The sequence below is a fragment of the Bradyrhizobium sp. NDS-1 genome (assembly GCF_032918005.1).
GTDB classification, from domain to species: Bacteria; Pseudomonadota; Alphaproteobacteria; order Rhizobiales; family Xanthobacteraceae; genus Bradyrhizobium; species Bradyrhizobium tunisiense.
This window is the reverse complement of the sequence record NZ_CP136628.1, coordinates 4739819-4758195: the sequence shown is the minus strand read 5'-3', so window position 1 is coordinate 4758195 and position 18377 is coordinate 4739819. Positions and strand designations below refer to the sequence as shown.

The 18377-nt window shown below is 65.5% G+C and carries 15 protein-coding genes; 10 read left to right on the top strand and 5 right to left on the bottom strand.

Features of this window, described 5'->3' with window-relative positions:
* Nucleotides 1-48: 48 nt before the first annotated feature.
* Nucleotides 49-669, top strand: coding sequence for a TetR/AcrR family transcriptional regulator (locus RX330_RS22580; protein WP_317239863.1), 621 nt, complete (start codon nt 49-51; stop codon nt 667-669).
* A gap of 43 nt (nt 670-712) precedes the next feature.
* On the opposite strand, the gene RX330_RS22575 is transcribed toward RX330_RS22580, so the two are convergent.
* Complete coding sequence (locus tag RX330_RS22575; protein ID WP_317239862.1) at nt 713-1621, bottom strand: LysR family transcriptional regulator; 909 nt, start codon at nt 1619-1621, stop codon at nt 713-715.
* 102 nt (nt 1622-1723) lie between these two features.
* Between RX330_RS22575 and RX330_RS22570 the strand changes: the two genes are divergently transcribed.
* The 8 genes from RX330_RS22570 to RX330_RS22535 all read left to right on the top strand — a co-directional run bounded on the left by RX330_RS22570 (nt 1724) and on the right by RX330_RS22535 (nt 11189).
* Nucleotides 1724-3220 (top strand): CoA-acylating methylmalonate-semialdehyde dehydrogenase, encoded by a 1497-nt coding sequence (locus RX330_RS22570; protein WP_317239861.1) that lies wholly within the window; start codon nt 1724-1726, stop codon nt 3218-3220.
* 121 nt (nt 3221-3341) lie between these two features.
* A complete protein-coding gene (locus tag RX330_RS22565; protein ID WP_317239860.1) occupies nt 3342-4487 on the top strand; it encodes an isobutyryl-CoA dehydrogenase in 1146 nt (381 codons plus the stop codon).
* Nucleotides 4484-5551: an enoyl-CoA hydratase/isomerase family protein gene (locus RX330_RS22560; RefSeq protein ID WP_317239859.1), complete on the top strand. Its 1068-nt coding sequence runs from the start codon at nt 4484-4486 to the stop codon at nt 5549-5551. The genes RX330_RS22565 and RX330_RS22560 overlap by 4 nt, the downstream gene beginning before the upstream one ends.
* Before the next feature lie 28 nt (nt 5552-5579).
* Complete coding sequence (gene mmsB / locus RX330_RS22555) at nt 5580-6470, top strand: 3-hydroxyisobutyrate dehydrogenase (RefSeq protein WP_212086684.1); 891 nt, start codon at nt 5580-5582, stop codon at nt 6468-6470.
* Nucleotides 6470-8188: an AMP-binding protein gene (locus RX330_RS22550; protein WP_317239858.1), complete on the top strand. Its 1719-nt coding sequence runs from the start codon at nt 6470-6472 to the stop codon at nt 8186-8188. Before mmsB ends, RX330_RS22550 begins: the two co-directional genes overlap by 1 nt.
* Nucleotides 8189-8668, top strand: a complete 480-nt coding sequence (locus RX330_RS22545) for a MaoC family dehydratase (protein WP_317239857.1) — start codon at nt 8189-8191, stop codon at nt 8666-8668.
* Nucleotides 8669-8900: 232 nt separating this feature from the next.
* Complete coding sequence (locus RX330_RS22540; RefSeq protein ID WP_317239856.1) at nt 8901-9818, top strand: SDR family NAD(P)-dependent oxidoreductase; 918 nt, start codon at nt 8901-8903, stop codon at nt 9816-9818.
* Between the two features lie 192 nt (nt 9819-10010).
* Complete coding sequence (locus RX330_RS22535) at nt 10011-11189, top strand: NAD(P)/FAD-dependent oxidoreductase (RefSeq protein WP_410707557.1); 1179 nt, start codon at nt 10011-10013, stop codon at nt 11187-11189.
* A 96-nt stretch (nt 11190-11285) separates the two neighbouring features.
* On the opposite strand, the gene RX330_RS22530 is transcribed toward RX330_RS22535, so the two are convergent.
* The 3 genes from RX330_RS22530 to RX330_RS22520 all read right to left on the bottom strand — a co-directional run bounded on the left by RX330_RS22530 (nt 11286) and on the right by RX330_RS22520 (nt 14736).
* On the bottom strand, nt 11286-12365 hold the full coding sequence (locus RX330_RS22530) for a D-TA family PLP-dependent enzyme (protein ID WP_317239854.1): 1080 nt from the start codon (nt 12363-12365) through the stop codon (nt 11286-11288).
* A gap of 65 nt (nt 12366-12430) precedes the next feature.
* Nucleotides 12431-14242 (bottom strand): ABC-F family ATP-binding cassette domain-containing protein, encoded by a 1812-nt coding sequence (locus RX330_RS22525; protein WP_317239853.1) that lies wholly within the window; start codon nt 14240-14242, stop codon nt 12431-12433.
* A gap of 2 nt (nt 14243-14244) precedes the next feature.
* Complete coding sequence (locus RX330_RS22520; RefSeq protein ID WP_317239852.1) at nt 14245-14736, bottom strand: YaiI/YqxD family protein; 492 nt, start codon at nt 14734-14736, stop codon at nt 14245-14247.
* A 105-nt stretch (nt 14737-14841) separates the two neighbouring features.
* On the opposite strand from RX330_RS22520, the gene RX330_RS22515 reads away from it, so the two are divergent.
* Nucleotides 14842-15642: a hypothetical protein gene (locus RX330_RS22515; RefSeq protein ID WP_212086627.1), complete on the top strand. Its 801-nt coding sequence runs from the start codon at nt 14842-14844 to the stop codon at nt 15640-15642.
* 170 nt (nt 15643-15812) lie between these two features.
* Here the strand turns inward: RX330_RS22515 and RX330_RS22510 are convergent, their stop codons facing one another.
* Nucleotides 15813-18185 (bottom strand): xanthine dehydrogenase family protein molybdopterin-binding subunit, encoded by a 2373-nt coding sequence (locus RX330_RS22510; RefSeq protein ID WP_317239851.1) that lies wholly within the window; start codon nt 18183-18185, stop codon nt 15813-15815.
* Between the last annotated feature and the right edge of the window lie 192 nt (nt 18186-18377).

The window sequence follows — 18377 nt, the reverse complement described above, 5'->3', positions numbered from 1 at the left end:
CGTCATTTGCGTGTTATGAGATGACCGTCGACATCCAATGAGATCCGCATGCGCTACTCCCGGGAACACAAGCAGGAAACTCACGATCGCATCGTGAAGAAGGCTTCGGTGCGGCTGCGCGAGAAGGGGGCCCACGGCATCGGCGTCGCCGATCTCATGAAAGAGGCGGGCCTGACCCATGGCGGCTTCTATGCGCATTTCGACTCTCGCGAGGCGCTGGTGATGGAAGCCTTCGCCTACGCCATGGATCGGTCCATGGATCATTGGCGCAAGCTCGCCGACGAGGCCGCGCCTGAAAAGCGTTTGGCGCTGGTCGCAGATAGCTATCTCTCCACGCTGCACCGCGACAATCCCGGCACCGGCTGCTCGATCCCCGCCCTCGGGGCCGAGATCGCCCGCGAGAGCCCGAAGACGCGCAAGGCATTTGCCGGCAAGCTTGACGAGATGATCGAGCTGCTGGCGGACTACATCCCGAACATCCCGCGCAAGGCCGCACGCAAGCAGGCGATCGCGACGTTGGCGACGATGGCCGGAACCATGCTGCTGGCCCGCGTGGCCGGGTCGAGCGAACTCTCGGACGAGGTACTGAAGGCGGGCAGGGATAGTGCGCTGGATGGCGCCAAGCGGGAGCCGACAAAGCCTGGAACTGTTAGGAAGACGAAGAACTAGGCGAGCTGCCGTAGGGTGGGCAAAGGCGCGTCGGCGCCGTGCCTCACCGCCCCGCAAACAGCGCCCGTTCGCGCTCCACGATCTCGCCGATGTAATCGGCCACGGCCCGGATTCGTGCCAGATCCTTGCTGTCGGCATGCATCAGCATCCAGAACGTCCGCGTGATCGAGATCTCCTCCGGCAGCACGGCCACCAGTTGCGGATAATCGCTCGCCATGAAGTGGGGCAGCACCGCGATGCCGAAACCGGAGAGCGTGGCGTTGAGCTGGGCGATCAGATTGGCGCTGCGGAAGCGCGCGGAGATCCGGGGTGACACCTGCGGCAGGTAGTCGAGCTCCGGGGTGAACAGCAGCTCCTCGATGTAGCCGACGAACCGGTGCTGCGTCAGGTCCTGGCGCGAGGTGATTTCAGGGAAGCGATCGAGATAGGTGGGGGCCGCATAGAGACCGAGGCGGTAGTCGAGCAGCTTGCGGCCGACGATGCGGCCTTCCTTCGGCATGGTCAGGCTGATGGCGATATCGGCCTCGCGCTTGGAGAGACTGAACAGCCGCGCGGTGGCCACAAGCTGCAGATCGAGATCGGGATACCGGTCGGCGAAGGGCGCCAGCCGCGGCGCCAGGAAAGCGGTACCGAACCCGTCAGGCGCGCCGATCCGCACCGTGCCGGTCAGCCGGGCCACCGACCCGCCGACTTGCTCCTGGTTGGCGACGATGGTCGATTCCATGGCTTCCGCGCTGTCGGCGACGCGCTGGCCGGCCTCGGTGAGGAGATAGCCGGTCTTGCGCCGGTCGAACAGTTTTGCCGAGAGGTGCTTTTCCAGCCGGTCGACGCGTCGGATCACCGTGGCATGGTCGACGCCGAGCTGTTTTGCCGCAGCCGAGACCGAGCCGCCCCGCACGATGGCCAGCACGAAGCGGAAGTCGTCCCAATCGATAGCGCCTTGATCCAGCATTTTCGCACATCTATGGTGCATTATCTCAGACTTGAATCCCAATAAATGCAGGTCGATAGGATTTGTCAAAGCGTTCAAGCTCGGCCTCAAGGAGATCATTCCATGCGTTCAGTCGGACATTTCATCGGTGGCAAGGAAGTGAAGGGCACGTCGGGCCGTACCGCCGACGTTTTCGAGCCCATGACCGGTGACGTCCAGGCCAAGGTGGCGCTGGCGTCCAAGGCCGAGGTCCGCGCCGCCGTCGAGAATGCGCGCGCAGCGCAGCCCGAGTGGGCCGCGACCAACCCGCAGCGCCGCGCCCGCGTGATGATGAAATTCGTGGAGCTGGTGCAGCGCGACTACGACAAGCTCGCCGAGCTGCTCGCGCGCGAGCACGGCAAGACCGTGCCCGACGCCAAGGGCGACATCCAGCGCGGCCTCGAGGTCGCGGAATTCGCCTGCGGCATCCCGCATCTGATGAAGGGCGAGTACACCGAAGGCGCCGGCCCCGGCATCGACATCTATTCCATGCGCCAGGCACTCGGCGTCGTCGCCGGCATCACGCCGTTCAACTTCCCGGCAATGATCCCGATGTGGAAGTTCGCGCCCGCGATCGCCTGCGGCAACGCCTTCATCCTGAAGCCGTCGGAGCGCGATCCCGGCGTGCCGATGCTGCTCGCCGAGCTCATGATCGAGGCGGGCCTGCCGGCCGGCATCCTCAATGTCGTCAACGGCGACAAGGAGGCGGTCGATGCCATTCTCGACGATCCCGACATCAAGGCCGTCGGTTTCGTCGGCTCGACGCCCATCGCGCAGTACATCTACGAGCGCGCCGCGCAGACCGGCAAGCGCTGCCAGTGTTTCGGCGGCGCCAAGAACCACGCCATCATCATGCCGGATGCCGACATGGACCAGGCGGTCGACGCACTGATCGGCGCAGGCTACGGCTCGGCCGGCGAGCGCTGCATGGCCGTCTCGGTCGCCGTCCCCGTCGGCAAGTCCACCGCCGACCGGCTGATGGAGAAGCTGATCCCGCGCGTCGAGTCCCTGAAGATCGGCACCTCGATCGATCCTTCGGCCGATTACGGTCCGCTGGTGACGCGCGAGGCGGTCGAGAAGGTCAAGAGCTACATCGACATCGGCATCAAGGAAGGCGCGACGCTCGCCGTCGACGGCCGCGGCTTCAAGATGCAGGGCTACGAGAAGGGCTTTTATCTCGGCGGTTCGCTGTTCGACAACGTCACCAAGGACATGCGGATCTACAAGGAAGAGATCTTTGGCCCGGTGCTCTCGGTCGTGAGGGCGCACGACTACAAGGAAGCGCTGGCGCTGCCGTCGGATCATGACTACGGCAACGGCGTTGCGATCTTCACCCGCGACGGCGATGCCGCGCGCGACTTCGCGGCCAAGGTCAATGTCGGCATGGTCGGCATCAACGTGCCGATCCCGGTGCCGATCGCCTATTATACCTTCGGCGGCTGGAAGAAGTCGGGCTTCGGCGACCTCAACCAGCACGGTCCGGATTCAGTCCGCTTCTACACCAAGACCAAGACGGTGACCTCGCGCTGGCCGTCCGGCGTCAAGGAAGGTGCGGAATTCTCGATCCCGCTGATGAAGTGAGGCTGTAGCCTAGCCCGTCATTGCGAGCGCAGCGAAGCAATCCAGTATCTTTCCGCAGAGACAGTCTGGATTGCTTCGTCGCTTCGCTCCTCGCAATGACGAGGATGGTGAGGAGCCCAGCATGCAGTTCGCTCTGAACGAGGATCAGATCGCAATCCGCGACATGGCGCTGGCGTTTGCGGCGGAGAAGATCGCGCCGCACGCGCTGCGCTGGGACGAGGAAAAGCATTTCCCCGTCGAGGTCATGCGCGAGGCGGCAACACTCGGCATGGGCGGCATCTACATCCGCGAGGATGTCGGCGGCTCGGCCATGACGCGGTTCGACGCGGCGCTGATCTTCGAGGCGCTGGCGACGGGCTGCCCGACCACGTCCGCCTTTATCTCCATCCACAACATGGCGTCCTGGATGATCGATGCCTACGGCAGCGACACCCAGCGCCATCAATGGCTACCGAAGCTCTGTTCCATGGAGCTGATCGCGAGCTATTGCCTGACCGAGCCCGGCGCGGGGTCGGATGCCGCGGCGCTGCGCACCCGCGCCGTGCGCGACGGCGATCATTACGTCCTCAACGGCCAGAAGCAGTTCATCTCCGGCGCCGGCGGTACCGACCTCTTGGTCGCGATGGTGCGCACCGGCGGGGATGGCCCCGGCGGCATCTCGACCCTTGTCATCGACGGCAAGACGCCGGGCGTCTCATTCGGTGCCAACGAGCGCAAGATGGGCTGGAACGCGCAGCCGACCCGTGCCGTCATGTTCGAGAACGCCCGCGTGCCCGTCGCCAATCGCCTCAGCGAAGAGGGCGTCGGCTTCAAGATCGCGATGGCCGGCCTCGACGGCGGTCGCCTCAACATCACGGCGTGTTCGCTCGGTGGTGCGCAGACCGCGCTCGACAAGGCGCGCGCCTACATGAAGGAGCGCAAGGCGTTCGGAAAGCGGCTCGACGAATTCCAGGCGCTGCAGTTCCGCCTTGCCGACATGGCGATCGAGCTGGAGGCCGCGCGCACCTTCCTGTGGCGTGCGGCGGCGGCGCTGGACCGGAAGGATCCCGATGCCACCATGCTGTGTGCGATGGCCAAGCGGTTCGGCACGGATGTCGGCTTCGAGGTCGCCAACCACGCGCTCCAGCTTCACGGCGGCTACGGCTACTTGAGCGAGTACGGCATCGAGAAGATCGTGCGCGATCTGCGCGTGCACCAGATCCTCGAAGGCACCAATGAAATCATGCGGCTGATCGTGGCGCGCAAACTGATCGAGGGCGCGCGATGAATGCAGTGGAAGAGGGCGATCTGGTCGCTCGCATCGAGGGCTCGGTCGGCGTCATCCGCCTCAACCGTCCCAAGGCGATCAACGCCGTGACGCTGGAGATGTTTCGCGACATCGACAAAGCGCTCGATCGTTTCGAGGCTGATCCTGATGTCGCCGTGATCGTCCTGGAGGGCGCCGGCGAGCGCGGCTTTTGCGCAGGCGGCGACATTCGAACGCTCTGGGAAAGCTCGAAGGTCAATGGCGACCTCGGCAAGATCCTCTGGCGGGAAGAATACATCCTCAACGCCCGCATCAAGACGTTTCCGAAGCCGTATGTCGCGTTCATGGACGGCATCGTGATGGGCGGCGGCGTCGGTCTCTCCGCACATGCGAGCCATCGTGTCGTCACGGAACGCACCAAACTGGCGATGCCCGAGGTCGGCCTCGGCTTCTTCCCCGATGTCGGGGGCACCTTCTTGCTGTCGCGCTCGCCCGGCGAGATCGGCACTTACTTTGGCCTGACCGGCCAGACCATGAACGGGCCCGACGCCATCCACGCGAAATTCGCCGATGCCGTGGTGCCGGTGGCCAAATGGCCCGAGCTGCGCGAGGCACTGACCAGGGTTCGTCCAGGCGTGACTGCGACCGAGGTCAGCAAGCTCATCAACGGCGTTGCGACCGGCGAGACGGCCGGGCCGGTCGCCGCCAAGGAGCCGATCATCGATGCGCTGTTCGGCTTCGACCGCATGGAGGACATTTTCGCTGCGCTGGAGCGCGATGGCTCCGAGTTCGCGCTGGCCACACTAAAGACGCTGAACGAAAAATCGCCGCGCGGCATGGTGGTGACGCTGAAGCTTCTGCGATTGGCACGTACCGCATCGAGCCTGGAAGAGTGTCTGGTGCGGGAATATCGGGCCGCGCTGGAAGTCTTCCGCAGTGATGATTTTCGCGAGGGCGTGCGCGCGGCCGTGATCGACAAGGACCGCAACCCAACCTGGTCGCCGTCGCGGGTCGAGGATGTGACGCCGCAGATGCTTGCGCCGTATCTCGCCGAAATCGGTACTGATGAGCTGAAGTTTAGCTGACAACGACGTTCAAGGGGAGGATACGACAATGGCCACGATCGCATTTATTGGTCTGGGCAACATGGGCGGCCCGATGGCGGCCAATCTGGTCAAGGCTGGCCACAAGGTGGTGGCGTTCGATCTCGTCGAGGCCTCGCGCGCGCAAGCCAAGGCGGACGGCGCCGGCATTGCCGACAGCGCGCCTGCCGCGGTGAAGGGCGCCGATGTCGTCGTCACCATGCTGCCGGCCGGCAAGCATGTGCTGGGCGTCTGGAGTGAGGTCGTCCCTGTCATGGCCAAGGGCGCGGTGATCATCGATAGCTCCACCATCGACGTCGAGAGCGCGCGCCAGGCCCATGCGCTGGCGACGAAGCACGGCGTGCTTTCGGTCGACGCGCCGGTCTCCGGCGGCACCGGCGGCGCCAAGGGCGCAACGCTCACCTTCATGTGCGGCGGCGAAGAGAACGCGTTTGCCGCGGCCAAGCCCGTGCTGGAAAACATGGGCAAGAAGATCGTGCATTGCGGCAGCGCCGGCGCTGGCCAGGCGGCCAAGATCTGCAACAACATGATCCTCGGCATTTCCATGATCGCGGTCAGCGAAGCCTTTGCGCTGGGCGAGAAGCTCGGCCTTTCGCATCAGGCGTTGTTCGACGTCGCCTCGACCTCCTCGGGCCAGTGCTGGTCGCTGACGACCTATTGCCCGGTGCCGGGCCCGGTGCCGACCTCGCCTGCGAACAACGACTACAAGCCGGGCTTTGCCTCGGCGCTGATGGTGAAGGATTTGACGCTGGCGCAGGACGCTGCAAAGGCTGCCGGCGCTGCGACGCCGCTCGGCAAGCATGCGCAGGAGATTTATCAGTCTTTCGACGCAGCCGGTCAGGGTGGGGTGGATTTTTCCGGAATTATCAAGCACGTTAGGAGCCTAGCCGGGAAAGCTTGATGACGACATTCCAGGAAGCGCGCGCGTTTCTGCTGCAACACCGGACGGATTACGAGGCCGCGGTCAAAGGCTTCCGCTGGCCGGATACGGTTCCCTTCAACTGGGCGCTCGACTGGTTCGACGCCGAGCTGGCGACCAATGCGGACAGCAAGGACCGGCCCGCGCTCTGGATCGTCGACGCCGCGCAGGACAAGCAGACCAAGCTGTCCTTTGCGGCGCTTTCGAAGCGCTCGAACCAGGTCGCAAACTTCCTCCGCGCGCATGGCTTGAAGCGCGGCGATCATCTCCTGCTGCTGCTCGGCAATGTGGTGCCGCTATGGGAGACGATGCTGGCGGCAATGAAGCTCGGCGTCGTCGTGATCCCCGCGACCACACTGCTCACGGCGGACGAGCTGCGCGACCGGCTCGATCGCGGCAAGGCGAAGGCGGTCATCGCCGCGCAAGATCAAGTCGCGAAATTCGCAAGCCTTGGCGCGGAGAACGTCGCTCGCATCGTCGTCGGCGCCGCCTCCGACGGATGGCTTTCATACGATGAAGCGGCGAAGGCTTCGGAGAGTTTCAGCGCCGACGGTCCGACCAACGCCGACGACCCGATGCTGCTCTATTTCACCTCGGGCACCACGGCGAAACCGAAGCTTGTCCGGCACAGCCAGCGCAGCTATCCCGTTGGGCATCTGTCGACCATGTACTGGATCGGGCTGAAACCCGGCGATGTCCATCTCAACATCTCCTCGCCCGGCTGGGCCAAGCACGCCTGGAGCTGCTTCTTTGCGCCGTGGAATGCGGGCGCCACCGTGTTCGTGGTCAACCAGCCGCGCTTCGACGCCAAAGCGCTGCTCGCCACCATCGGCCGCTGCGGCGTCACCACCCTGTGCGCGCCGCCGACGGTGTGGCGGCTGTTCATCCAGGAGAATCTCGCATCGTTCAAAGTGGCCCTGCGCGAGGTCTGCGGCGCCGGCGAGCCGCTGAACCCTGAAGTGATCGACCAGGTGCGGGCGGCCTGGGGCCTCACCATCCGTGACGGCTACGGCCAAACTGAAACCACCGCGCTGGCCGGCAACTCGCCGGGCCAGAAGATCAAGATCGGCTCGATGGGCCGGCCGCTGCCGGGCTATCGCGTGCAGATCAGCGACGCCGACGGCAACCCGGCGAAAGAGGGCGAGGTGACGCTGCTGCTCGGCGCTGAGCGCCCCGCCGGTCTGATGCAGGGCTATCAGGGCGACGACGGCAAGCTGTCCGGCGCCGAGGGCGAGCTCTATCGCAGCGGCGATGTCGTGTTCGAGGACGAGGAGGGCTATCTCACCTTCGTCGGTCGCTCCGACGACGTGTTCAAATCGTCCGATTACCGCATCAGTCCGTTCGAGCTCGAGAGCGTGTTGCTCGAGCACGAGCTTGTCGCGGAAGCCGCGGTGGTGCCGAGCCCGGATCCGATCCGCCTTGCCATCCCCAAGGCATTCGTGCTGCTGACCTCGGGCGCGGAGCGCTCGCCGGAGACGGCGCTGTCCATCTTCAGGCATCTGCACATGCGCCTTGCGCCGTTCAAGCGGATCCGCCGCCTCGAAATCGTCACCGAGCTGCCGAAGACGATCTCTGGCAAAATCCGACGGGTCCAGCTACGCAGGCTCGAGCGCGACGATGATCGCAACGATCCGCTGCGCGGCCGGGAATTCCGTGAGGAGGATTTTCCCGAGTTGCCGAAAACACGGAGTGAGACCTAAGTGAACCAAATCTGGAAGTCGGCGCCGATCACGCGCGAGGCTTATCAAGCCATGGTCGGCAAGGAGATCGGAGTGTCGTCCTGGCACCTGATCGACCAGCCCCGTATCGACACCTATGCCGACGTGACCGAAGATCATCAGTTCATTCATGTCGACCCTGAAAGAGCCAGGAAGGAAACCGCCTTCGGCACCACCATTGCGCACGGCTTCCTGACGATGTCGATGCTATCGGTGATGTCCTACGAAGTGATGCCGGCGATTGCGGGCACCACGATGGGCGTCAATTATGGTTTCGACAAGCTGCGCTTCATCTCGCCGGTGCGTTCCGGCAAGCGCGTCCGCGGCCGCTTCGTGCTGGCGGAAGCCAGGCTGCGCAAGCCGAATGAATTGCAGTCCCGCACCAACGTGACCGTGGAGATCGAAGGCGAGGACAAGCCCGCGCTGGTCGCTGACTGGCTGGGGTTGATCTATTTGGCGTAGGCCCGAGGCGTCGCTGCCGGGCTTGACCCGGCGGGGCTTCGCTGCTCAAAAAGGCAACCCAGAGCGGGGTTTCACCCCTCTCCCCCTTGTGGGAGAGGGTGCCTCGCGGAACGCGAGGCGGGTGAGGGGTCTCTCTCCGCGAGCGCATCTGCCGAGAGAGACCCCTCATCCGGCGCTTCGCGCCACCTTCTCCCGCAAGGGGAGATGGGAAGAAAAATAGAGACCTTTACTCATGGCAATCAGGTTCGACGGACGCGTCGCCATCGTCACCGGCGCGGGCAATGGTCTGGGCAAGGCGCATGCGCTGGGATTGGCCAGCCGCGGCGCGAAAGTCGTGGTCAACGATTTCGGCGGCGCGCGTGACGGCACCGGTGGTTCGCTGTCGCCGGCGGAAGCCGTGGTGGAGGAGATCCGCAAGGCCGGCGGCACCGCGATGGCCGACGGCGCCGACGTTTCGAACTTCGAGCAGGTCACCGCGATGGTCGAGCGCGCCACCAAGGAGTGGGGCAGCGTCGATCTGATGTGCGCCAATGCCGGCATCCTGCGCGACAAATCTTTCGGCAAGATGGAAGCCGCCGATTTCCAGAAAGTGCTCGACGTGCACCTCGTCGGCACCTTCTATTGCTGCAAGGCAGCCTGGGCCGGCATGCGCGATCGCAATTACGGCCGCATCGTGCTGACCACCTCGTCCTCCGGCCTCTACGGCAATTTCGGCCAGGCCAATTACGGCGCGGCGAAATCCGGCATGGTCGGATTGATGAACGTGCTCGCCGAGGAAGGCCGAAAGAACAACATCCGTGTCAACATCATCTCGCCGACGGCGGCGACCCGCATGACCGAGGAGCTGCTGCCGCCGCAGGCGCTGCAGTTGATGAAACCGAACGCGATCACGCCGGCGGTCGAATACATGCTGAGCGAGGACGCGCCGACCCGCACCATCATGGGCGCAGGCGCCGGCTCCTTCGCCGTGATCAAGATCATGGAAAGCGAGGGCATCAACCTGCCGGAGTCCGAATGGACGCCGGACGCGGTTGCCGCCCATTTCGCTGAGATCAGCGACATGTCGAAGGCGAAGGCGCTCACGGGCGCGTTCGAGCAGACGCAGAAATACGTGGCGCAGGCCGCGGCGCGGGCGGGGATCAAGCTGTAACTCCGCCGTCGTTCCGGGGCGCGCGCCCGGAATCCATCGCTCCTCAAAATCTGCCGCCTGATGGATTTCCGGGTTCGCGCCGAGGGGCGCGCCCCGGAATGACGGGCTAGGCGCGAGAAATTGTCCTAAACTCCCGCCATGACCTCAACCGACTCCCACGTCGCAATCATCGGCGCCGGTCCAGCCGGGCTGATGGCGGCAGAGGTGCTGGCGCAGGGCGGCGCCCGCGTCACCGTCTACGATGCGATGCCGTCCGCCGGCCGCAAGTTCCTGATGGCGGGCCGCGGCGGGCTCAATCTCACTCACAGCGAGCAGCTTGCTCAGTTCATGGCGCGCTATCGAGAGGCGGCGCCCAAGCTGCAAGCGGCGATCGCGGCGTTTCCGCCGGACGCACTCCGCGCCTGGAGCGAGGCGCTGGGCGAGCCGACCTTCGTCGGCACCAGCGGAAGGGTGTTCCCAAGAGCGTTCAAGGCCTCGCCCTTGCTGCGCGCCTGGCTGCGGCGGCTCGATGCCGGCGGCGTGCGCTTTGCGTTTCGTCATCGCTGGACGGGTTGGGACGGCGATGGGCGGCTGCTGTTTCGGACGGCGGATGGCGAGACGGCCGTCGCTGCCGACGCCACGGTCCTCGCGCTCGGCGGCGCGAGTTGGCCGCGGCTCGGGTCGGATGGCGGCTGGATTGATATTCTCGCGGCAAGAGGCATCGCCGTTTCAAAACTGCGGCCAGCGAATTCCGGCTTTGCGGTCGCGTGGTCCGACGTCTTCCGGGACCGCTTCGAGGGTCAGCCGCTCAAGGGCGTGGCGCTGACGGCTGGTGCATACACGGTGCGCGGCGAAGCGATGATCACGCGCGCGGGCATCGAAGGCGGCGCGATCTACGCGCTGTCGGCGGAGTTGCGGGACGCGATGCTGGGTCTCGGGCAGGCGCGGCTTTCGATCGCGTTGCGGCCCGACCTCGACGTTGCCGCGCTGACCTCGCGGCTTTCAGGGACGCGCGGCAAGCAATCGCTCGCGAATTTCCTGCGCAAGGCCGCGCAATTGTCGCCGGTCGGCATCGGCCTGATGCAGGAGGCCGCCATCGCATCCGGCCGGCCGCTGGCGACGTTCTCGCCGGCGGAACTCGCGCACCTCGTAAACGCGATCCCGATTCAGCTCACGGGCGTTGCCCCGATCGAGCGCGCGATCTCGACCGCCGGCGGAATAACTTTCGACGAACTCGACGAACATTTCATGCTGCGCAAGCAGCCGGGCGTGTTCGCAGCCGGCGAAATGCTGGACTGGGAGGCGCCGACGGGCGGCTATCTGCTGCAAGCCTCGTTTGCAACGGGCGCGGCCGCGGGCAGGGGCGTGCTGGGCTGGCTCAAGAAATCGTAGCGTGGGCAAAACGCGCGAAGCGCCGTGCCCACGATCCTTCGATTACGACGGGAAGTCGTGGGCGGCTTCGCTTGCCCACCCTACGGCAGCCTGCCTCTACCGCAGCTTCCCCCGCGCCGCGACCGGCAGCGTGCCGATGATCTCCTCGCCGCGGACCATCAGCACCTCGTCCATCATGTTGACGACGACGCAGACGTGGTTCGGCACGATGCGGACGACGTCGCCGACATTGGGCCGCGTGTTGCTGCGGGAGAGGTCGAGGAAGCCGTGCTCTTCCGCGAATTTCGCGATCTTGGCTTCGGGGTACTCGAGGATCAGGCCATGGCCGTCGAGGCCGCCGGTGTCAGAGGTCAGCGTCTTCGAGCCGGCATCGAGGATGCCGCGCTCGGACGCGGCGCGGCTCACCACGGTTGAATAGATGTGCAGGGCGCAATCGTCCCAGCTGGCGACGCCGGCGGCGACCTGCATGCGATCGTTGTAGATGTAGGTGCCGAAGCGGTGTTCGGTGCCGCCCTTGAGCTTGCCGAGATTTTTCAGGTTCGGCGTGCCGCCGGTCGAGACGATCTTCGCATCCAGCCCGTGCGCGCGCACGCCGGCGAGCGCCTCGTCGTAGAATTTCTGTGCGTCCGCCCAGCCGGTCTCCGTCGGGTACATCATGAAGCCCGCGAATTCGAGTCCCTTCGACGCGGCGATCTCACGCGCCAGCGCAATGGCTTCAGCCGGCGTCTCGACGCCGGCGCGCTTGCGGCCCGTGTCGCATTCCACCACGACGGAGAGTGGACGGCCGGATGCGGCGGCTGCCTTGGGCAGGCCGGCAACGACCGTCGAATTGTCGGCGGCAACCGTCATGTTGGCCTTGCCCTGGAGCGCGCCGAGCCGCGCCATCTTCTCCTCGCCGAGAAGATTGTAGCTGATCAGGATGTCGTCGATGCCGGCGTTGGCCATGATCTCGGCCTCACCCAGCTTCTGACAGGTGATGCCCTTCGCGCCGGCCGCGACCTGCATCTTCGCGATGGTCGGATTCTTGTGCGTCTTGATGTGCGGCCGGTTGGCAATGCCGGCCTCGTCGCAAGCCTTCTGGATCCGCGCAATGTTGCGCTCGACCCTGTCCATGTCGATGACGGCGCAGGGCGTGCCGTATTCGCGGGCGATCTTGGCGGCGAGGGGAGTTGTCATGGAAGTCCTCTAGTTGGCGCGTATCCTGATCGCAAAACCGGTGCCCCGCTCTTGCGGAATACGCGCTAAGCCTGCTCTATTTCTTCGCGAAGCATTTCAAGTTCGAGCCACCGCTCCTCGGCGGCGGACAATTCTTCATGCGCCTTGGCAATTGCGGCGGATGTATCGTCGAATTTTCTGCGATCCTTGGCGTAGAGGTTGGGATCGTCCAGCACGCGCTGCAGCTTGGCGATGTCGGCCTGCAGCGTTTCCATCTTCTTCGGCAGCGTCTCCAGCGCGTGCTTCTCGTTGAAGCTGAGCTTCCGCTTGGGCGCCGAGGCAAGAGCGGTTGCGCGCTCCTCTTTCCTCTCGGCGGGAGCCTGTGCCTTCGCCGTCTCGCGCTTCAGGTCCGCGCCGCGCTGCGCCAGCATGTCGCTGTAGCCGCCGGCATATTCGGTCCACTTGCCGTTGCCTTCGGGCGCGATCACGGAGGTGACGACGCGGTCGAGGAAGTCGCGGTCGTGGCTGATCAGGATGACGGTGCCCTCGTAGTCGCCGAGCATGTCCTCGAGCACGTCGAGGGTTTCGAGATCGAGATCGTTGGTCGGCTCGTCCAGCACCAGAAGGTTCGATGGCTTTGCCAGGGCGCGCGCCAGCATCAGCCGGCCGCGCTCGCCGCCGGAGAGCACCTCCACCGGCGTGCCGCGCTGCTCCTGCGCGAACAGGAAGTCCTTCATGTAGCCGACGACGTGCTTCGGCTTGCCGCCGACCATGATCTGGTCGCCGCGGCCGCCGGTGAGGGCTTCCGCCAGCGTCGACTTGGGATCGAGGCTTTCGCGGTGCTGGTCGAGCGTGGCCGTCTCCAGATTGGCGCCGAGACGTATCGTGCCGGAATCCGGCTGCATGCCGCCGGTGAGCAGATTGACCAGCGTGGTCTTGCCGGCGCCGTTCGGCCCGATGATGCCGAGGCGGTCGCCGCGCTGGATGCGGGTGGAGAAATTCTCGACGATCTTGCGCTCGCCATAGGCCTTGGTGACGCCCTTGGCCTCGATGACCAGCTTGCCGGACTGCTCCGCTTCGGCTGCTGCGAGACTGGCGGTGCCGGCCGTGCCGCGATAGTTGCGGCGCTGGTCGCGCAGCGTGTGCAGATTGGCGAGGCGCTTGACGTTGCGCTTGCGCCGGCCGGAGACGCCGTGGCGCAGCCAGTGCTCCTCGTCGACGATCTTGCGGTCGAGCTTGTGCTGGTCGCGCTCTTCCTCCGCCAGCACCTCGTCGCGCCAGCCCTCGAACGAGGCAAAGCCGCGATCGATCTGCTTGATCTTGCCGCGGTCGAGCCACGCCGTGGAGCGCGACAGATTGGTCAGGAAGCGGCGGTCGTGGCTGATGATCACCAGCGCGCTACGGCGGTTGTCCAGCTCCTTCTCCAGCCATTCGATGGTGGAGAGGTCGAGATGGTTGGTCGGCTCGTCCAGCAGCAGAATGTCGGGCGAGGGCGCCAGCACATAGGCCAGCGCCGCGCGCCGGGCTTCACCGCCGGAGACGTTGTGCGGGTCCTCCTCACCCGTGAGCCCGAGCTGCTCCAGGAGATAGCGTGCCTGATGCTGGTCGTCGCCGGGCGCAAGGCCCGACTCGACATAGGCCAGCGTGGTCTTGTGGTCTCCGAAATCCGGCTCCTGCGGCAGATAGCGCACGGTGGCACCGGGCTGCACGAAGCGTGTGCCGCCGTCGGGCTCGACGAGGCCGGCTGCGATTCTGAGCAGCGTCGACTTGCCGGAGCCGTTGCGGCCGATCAGGCAGACGCGCTCGCTTGGAGCGACATTGAGCTCGACGCCCGATAGCAGCGGGGTGCCGCCAAAGGTCAGCCTGATGTCTTTCAGTTGGATCAGCGGCGGCGCCATGATCAGCCCTGGCTGGTGGCGGTCTGGTCAGCGCGGCGGCGCTGGATGCGGCGCAGGGTCTGGTCGAGCGCCGCGAGGAAGGTAGAGCGATCGCGCGGTGAGAACGAGCGCGGGCCGCCGGTGACTTCGCCGGCCGAACGTAGATCCGTCATCAGGTTGCGCACCGCCAGCGTCATGCCGATCGACTCTTCCGTGAACGGCTTTCCATTCGGCGCGATCACGTCGGCGCCGGCCTTCACGCAGCGGCTCGCAAGCGGAATGTCCGATGTCACGACGACGTCGCCGGGCCGGGCGCGCTCGGCGATCCAGTCGTCTGCGGCGTCCATGCCGGCGCCGGCCGCGATACGCTCGATCAGCGGGTCCTGCGGCACGCGGATGAAATTGCCTGCGACGACGCTCACGGGCACGCCGTGCCGGAGCGCGACGCGGTAGATCTCGTCCTTCACCGGACAGGCGTCGGCGTCGACATAAATGCGGGTGGGAGCGTCGGTCATTGGCCGCGTGGTACCCCATTCGGGCTGCAAAGGCGAGGGGATTGACCGGTGTTCCCCGAGGCCTACGATCGGACCGAGACAACAAGACTCCAGGGAACGCCCATCATGCCGAACCGGCTCGAAACCTACCGCGTCGAGGCCTACAACACCGCCAAGCAATCCGAAAACAAGATGCATGACGACAATGTGGCGCGCCGCTTCGGTTTCTCCGGCGGGCTGGTCCCGGGCGTCGATGTCTTCGCCTACATGATGCACGTGCCGATTGCCCGCTGGGGGCGCGACTTCCTGGCGCGCGGGCTGGTCGAGGCGCGCTTCATCAAGCCGGTGTATGACGGCGAGGCCGCCGATGTCGATGCAACCGAGCACAACGAGTTGCTGACGATCGAGGTGTTCAGCCGCACCGAGCTGTGCGCCACCGGCACGGCCGCGCTGCCGGCCGCTGCGCCGGCGGTGTCGTTGAGCGACTATGTCGCGGTGCCCGTGGTGGCCGAGCGCAGGCCCGTCAGCCCGGCAACCTTCGAGACCGGCAAATGGCTCGGCACCTCTCCGCGTCGCTGGGCCGGGCAGGACGCGGCCGACTATCTCGCCGACATCAGGGAGACCGATCCGATCTTCGCGCGTGAGGGGCTTGGCCATCCCGGCCTGATCCAGCGCGTGATGAACCGCGTGCTGGTCGACAACACCATTCTGGGCCCCTGGATCCACGTTGGCAGCCGCATGCAGCTGTTGTCGGCCGCGCGCGCCGGCGACGAGATCACGGCGCGGGCCAGGGTGACCGCCAATTACGAGAAGAAGGGCCACCGTTTCGTCGAGCTCGACGCCCTCGTCGTCGCCAACGGCACGACGCCGATCGCGCATTGCCAGCATACCGCGATCTACCAGCCGCGCGAGCAGGCGGCGGCTTAGGGAAGACCGGGCAAGGCGACGCTAGCCGCGCCACAGACAGTGTCATGCCCCGGCTTGTCCGGGGCATCCAGTACGCCGCGGCTTATCCGTGAATCACGACGGCCTCGGAGTACTGGATCGCCCGGTCAAGCCGGGCGATGACAGCATTGTTGTGGATGCTGAACGCTGCCCTACGCCGCTTTGCTCTTCGCGTCCTGGATCGCGCGCCACACGCGCTCGGGGGTCAGCGGCATGTCGATGTGCTTGATGCCGTAGTCCGAGAGCGCATCGAGCACGGCGTTCACCACGGTCGACAGGCTGCCGGCGCAGCCGGCTTCGCCGCAGCCCTTGCTGCCGAGCGGATTGGTCGTGGCCGGCACCGGGTGATCGCCGACCGTCATGTTCGGCACGTCCTCGGCGCGGGGCAGGGCGTAGTCCATCAGCGAGCCCGTGATCGGCTGGCCGCTCTCGTCGTAGCGGATGTGTTCCATCAGCGCCTGTCCGATGCCCTGGACGACGCCGCCATGGAGCTGACCCGCGACCAGCAGCGGGTTGATCACGGTGCCGAAATCGTTGACCGCGCTGTAGCGCACGATCTGCACCACGCCGGTCTCCGGGTCGATCTCCACTTCGGCGACGTGGCAGCCGTTCGGGAACGCCGAGGCGACCGGTTCGCTGGTGTGATCGACGTCGAGGCTGTCAGGCACGCCCTCCGGCATCTTGCCGTCATGCAGGCGTTTTGCCAGCTCCATGATGTCGATGCTGCGATCGGTGCCGGCGATCGTGAAGCTGCCATCGGCGAATTCGATGTCGGCTTCGGACGCTTCGAGCATGTGTGCCGCCGCGCGTTTGCCTTTCTCGATGACGAGCTTGGCAGCTCCCACGATGGCCTGGCCGGTTGCCGTGATCGAGCGCGAGCCGCCGGTGCCGTTGCCGGTGTGGACGATGTCGCTGTCTCCCTGCACCAGCTTGACGCTCTCGAAGGGAACGCCGAGTTGCCCGCACAGCACCTGAGCGAACGGCGTCGCATGGCCCTGGCCGTAATCGAGCGTGCCGGTAATGAGCTGCACGGTGCCGTCGGGGTCGAACACGATCTTGCCGAGCTCGACGCCGGGAGGCGCGGTGACCTCGAGATAGGAGCCGACCGCGATGCCGCGCAGCTTGCCGGCCTTTTTGCTCTCTTTCTTGCGTTTGGCGAAATTCTCGTGGTCGGAGATTTCGAGAGCCTTGTTGAACACGGCCTGGAAGTCGCCGCTGTCATAGGTGACGCCGGAGGAGGCCGCGAACGGGATCTGGTTCGGCTTGATGAAGTTGCGCTTGCGCAGGGTCAGGCGGTTGATGCCCATCTCGTCGGCGGCGCGGTCGATCAGCCGCTCCATGTAGTAGTTCGCCTCGGGCCGGCCGGCGCCGCGATAAGCCCCCATCAGCGTGGTGTTGGTCAGCACCACCTTGATGTCGACGCCCATCAGCGGGGTGCGATAGACGCTGGAAAAATTCTTGCCGGTGTTGAGCGAGAGCGGCCCCGGCGCGACGCCGGTGATGTAGGCGCCGACATTGCCGTAGCCGGACAGCTTGGCCGCGAGGAAATGCCCCTCGGCATCGAGCGCCAGCTCGGCATGGATCTTCTGCGCGCGGCCGTGGCTGTCGGAGAGGAAGGCGGTCGAGCGCTCGTCGAGCCATTTCACCGGCCGGCCCAGTGCCTTCGCCGCATACAGGATGCACATGTATTCGGGATAGTTGATGTTCTTCATGCCGAAGGAGCCGCCGACATTGGCGGTGAGAATGCGCACCTTCTCGTTCGGCACTTTCAGGTTCTTGGCGAGGTTCGCGCGGTTGCCTGCGACGCCCTGCGTCGGCACCTGCAGCGTGTAACGCTCGGTCTTCTTGTCGTAGGAGGCAAGGCCGACGCGCGGCTCCATCGAGACCACGGCGACGCGGGTGTTCTCGATGTCGATCCTGGTGACATGGGCGGCGCTGGCGAAGGCTGCGTTGACCTTCTCCATGTCGCCATAGTGGTAGTCGAGCGCCACGTTATCGGGGATATGGTCATAGAGCCGCGGCGCGCCGGGCCTGGCGGCTTCCTCGGGGTCCGTCACGGCCGGCAGCGGCTCGACGTCGAGCTCGACCGCCTCGGCAGCATCGCGCGCCTGCGCCAGCGTCTCGGCCACCACGAAGGCGACGGGATCGCCGACGAAGCGGACCTTGTCGGTGGCGAGCGGCTGACGGTTGGTCTGAAGCAGGGGCGAGCCGTCGCGGCTCTTCAGCGGCAGGCCGCAGGTGAAGGGGCCGTAGCCGGCGGCATCGAGATCCTTGCCGGTCCAAACCCCCAACACGCCAGGCATCGTCTTGGCGGCGTCAATGCCGATACCGCGGATGATGCCATGGGCATGGGTGGAACGGACGACCACGGCATAGGCCTGGCCGGGCAGGTTGAAATCGTCGGTATAGCGGCCCTTGCCGCGCACCAGCGTGTCGTCCTCCTTGCGGCGGACGGGCTGCCCGACGCCGTATTTTTGCAGTGCAATAGCGTTCTCGAGCGTGGACGATTTGGTGTGTTCTTGCATGGAATTGACCTGAAAAGCCGGCATTTGCGCATTTTCGCGGCAGCAGGGCACCGGACTCCCCTGAGATAACCCACCACCCTGTTCACGACAACGCACGAATGGGCATGGTCCCATGTGATGCGTTGTTGCGCATACCCGCCGCGCTGCTAATGTTTCAGGCGAAAAAGCAATTCCAGACCGGCCCGACCGGCC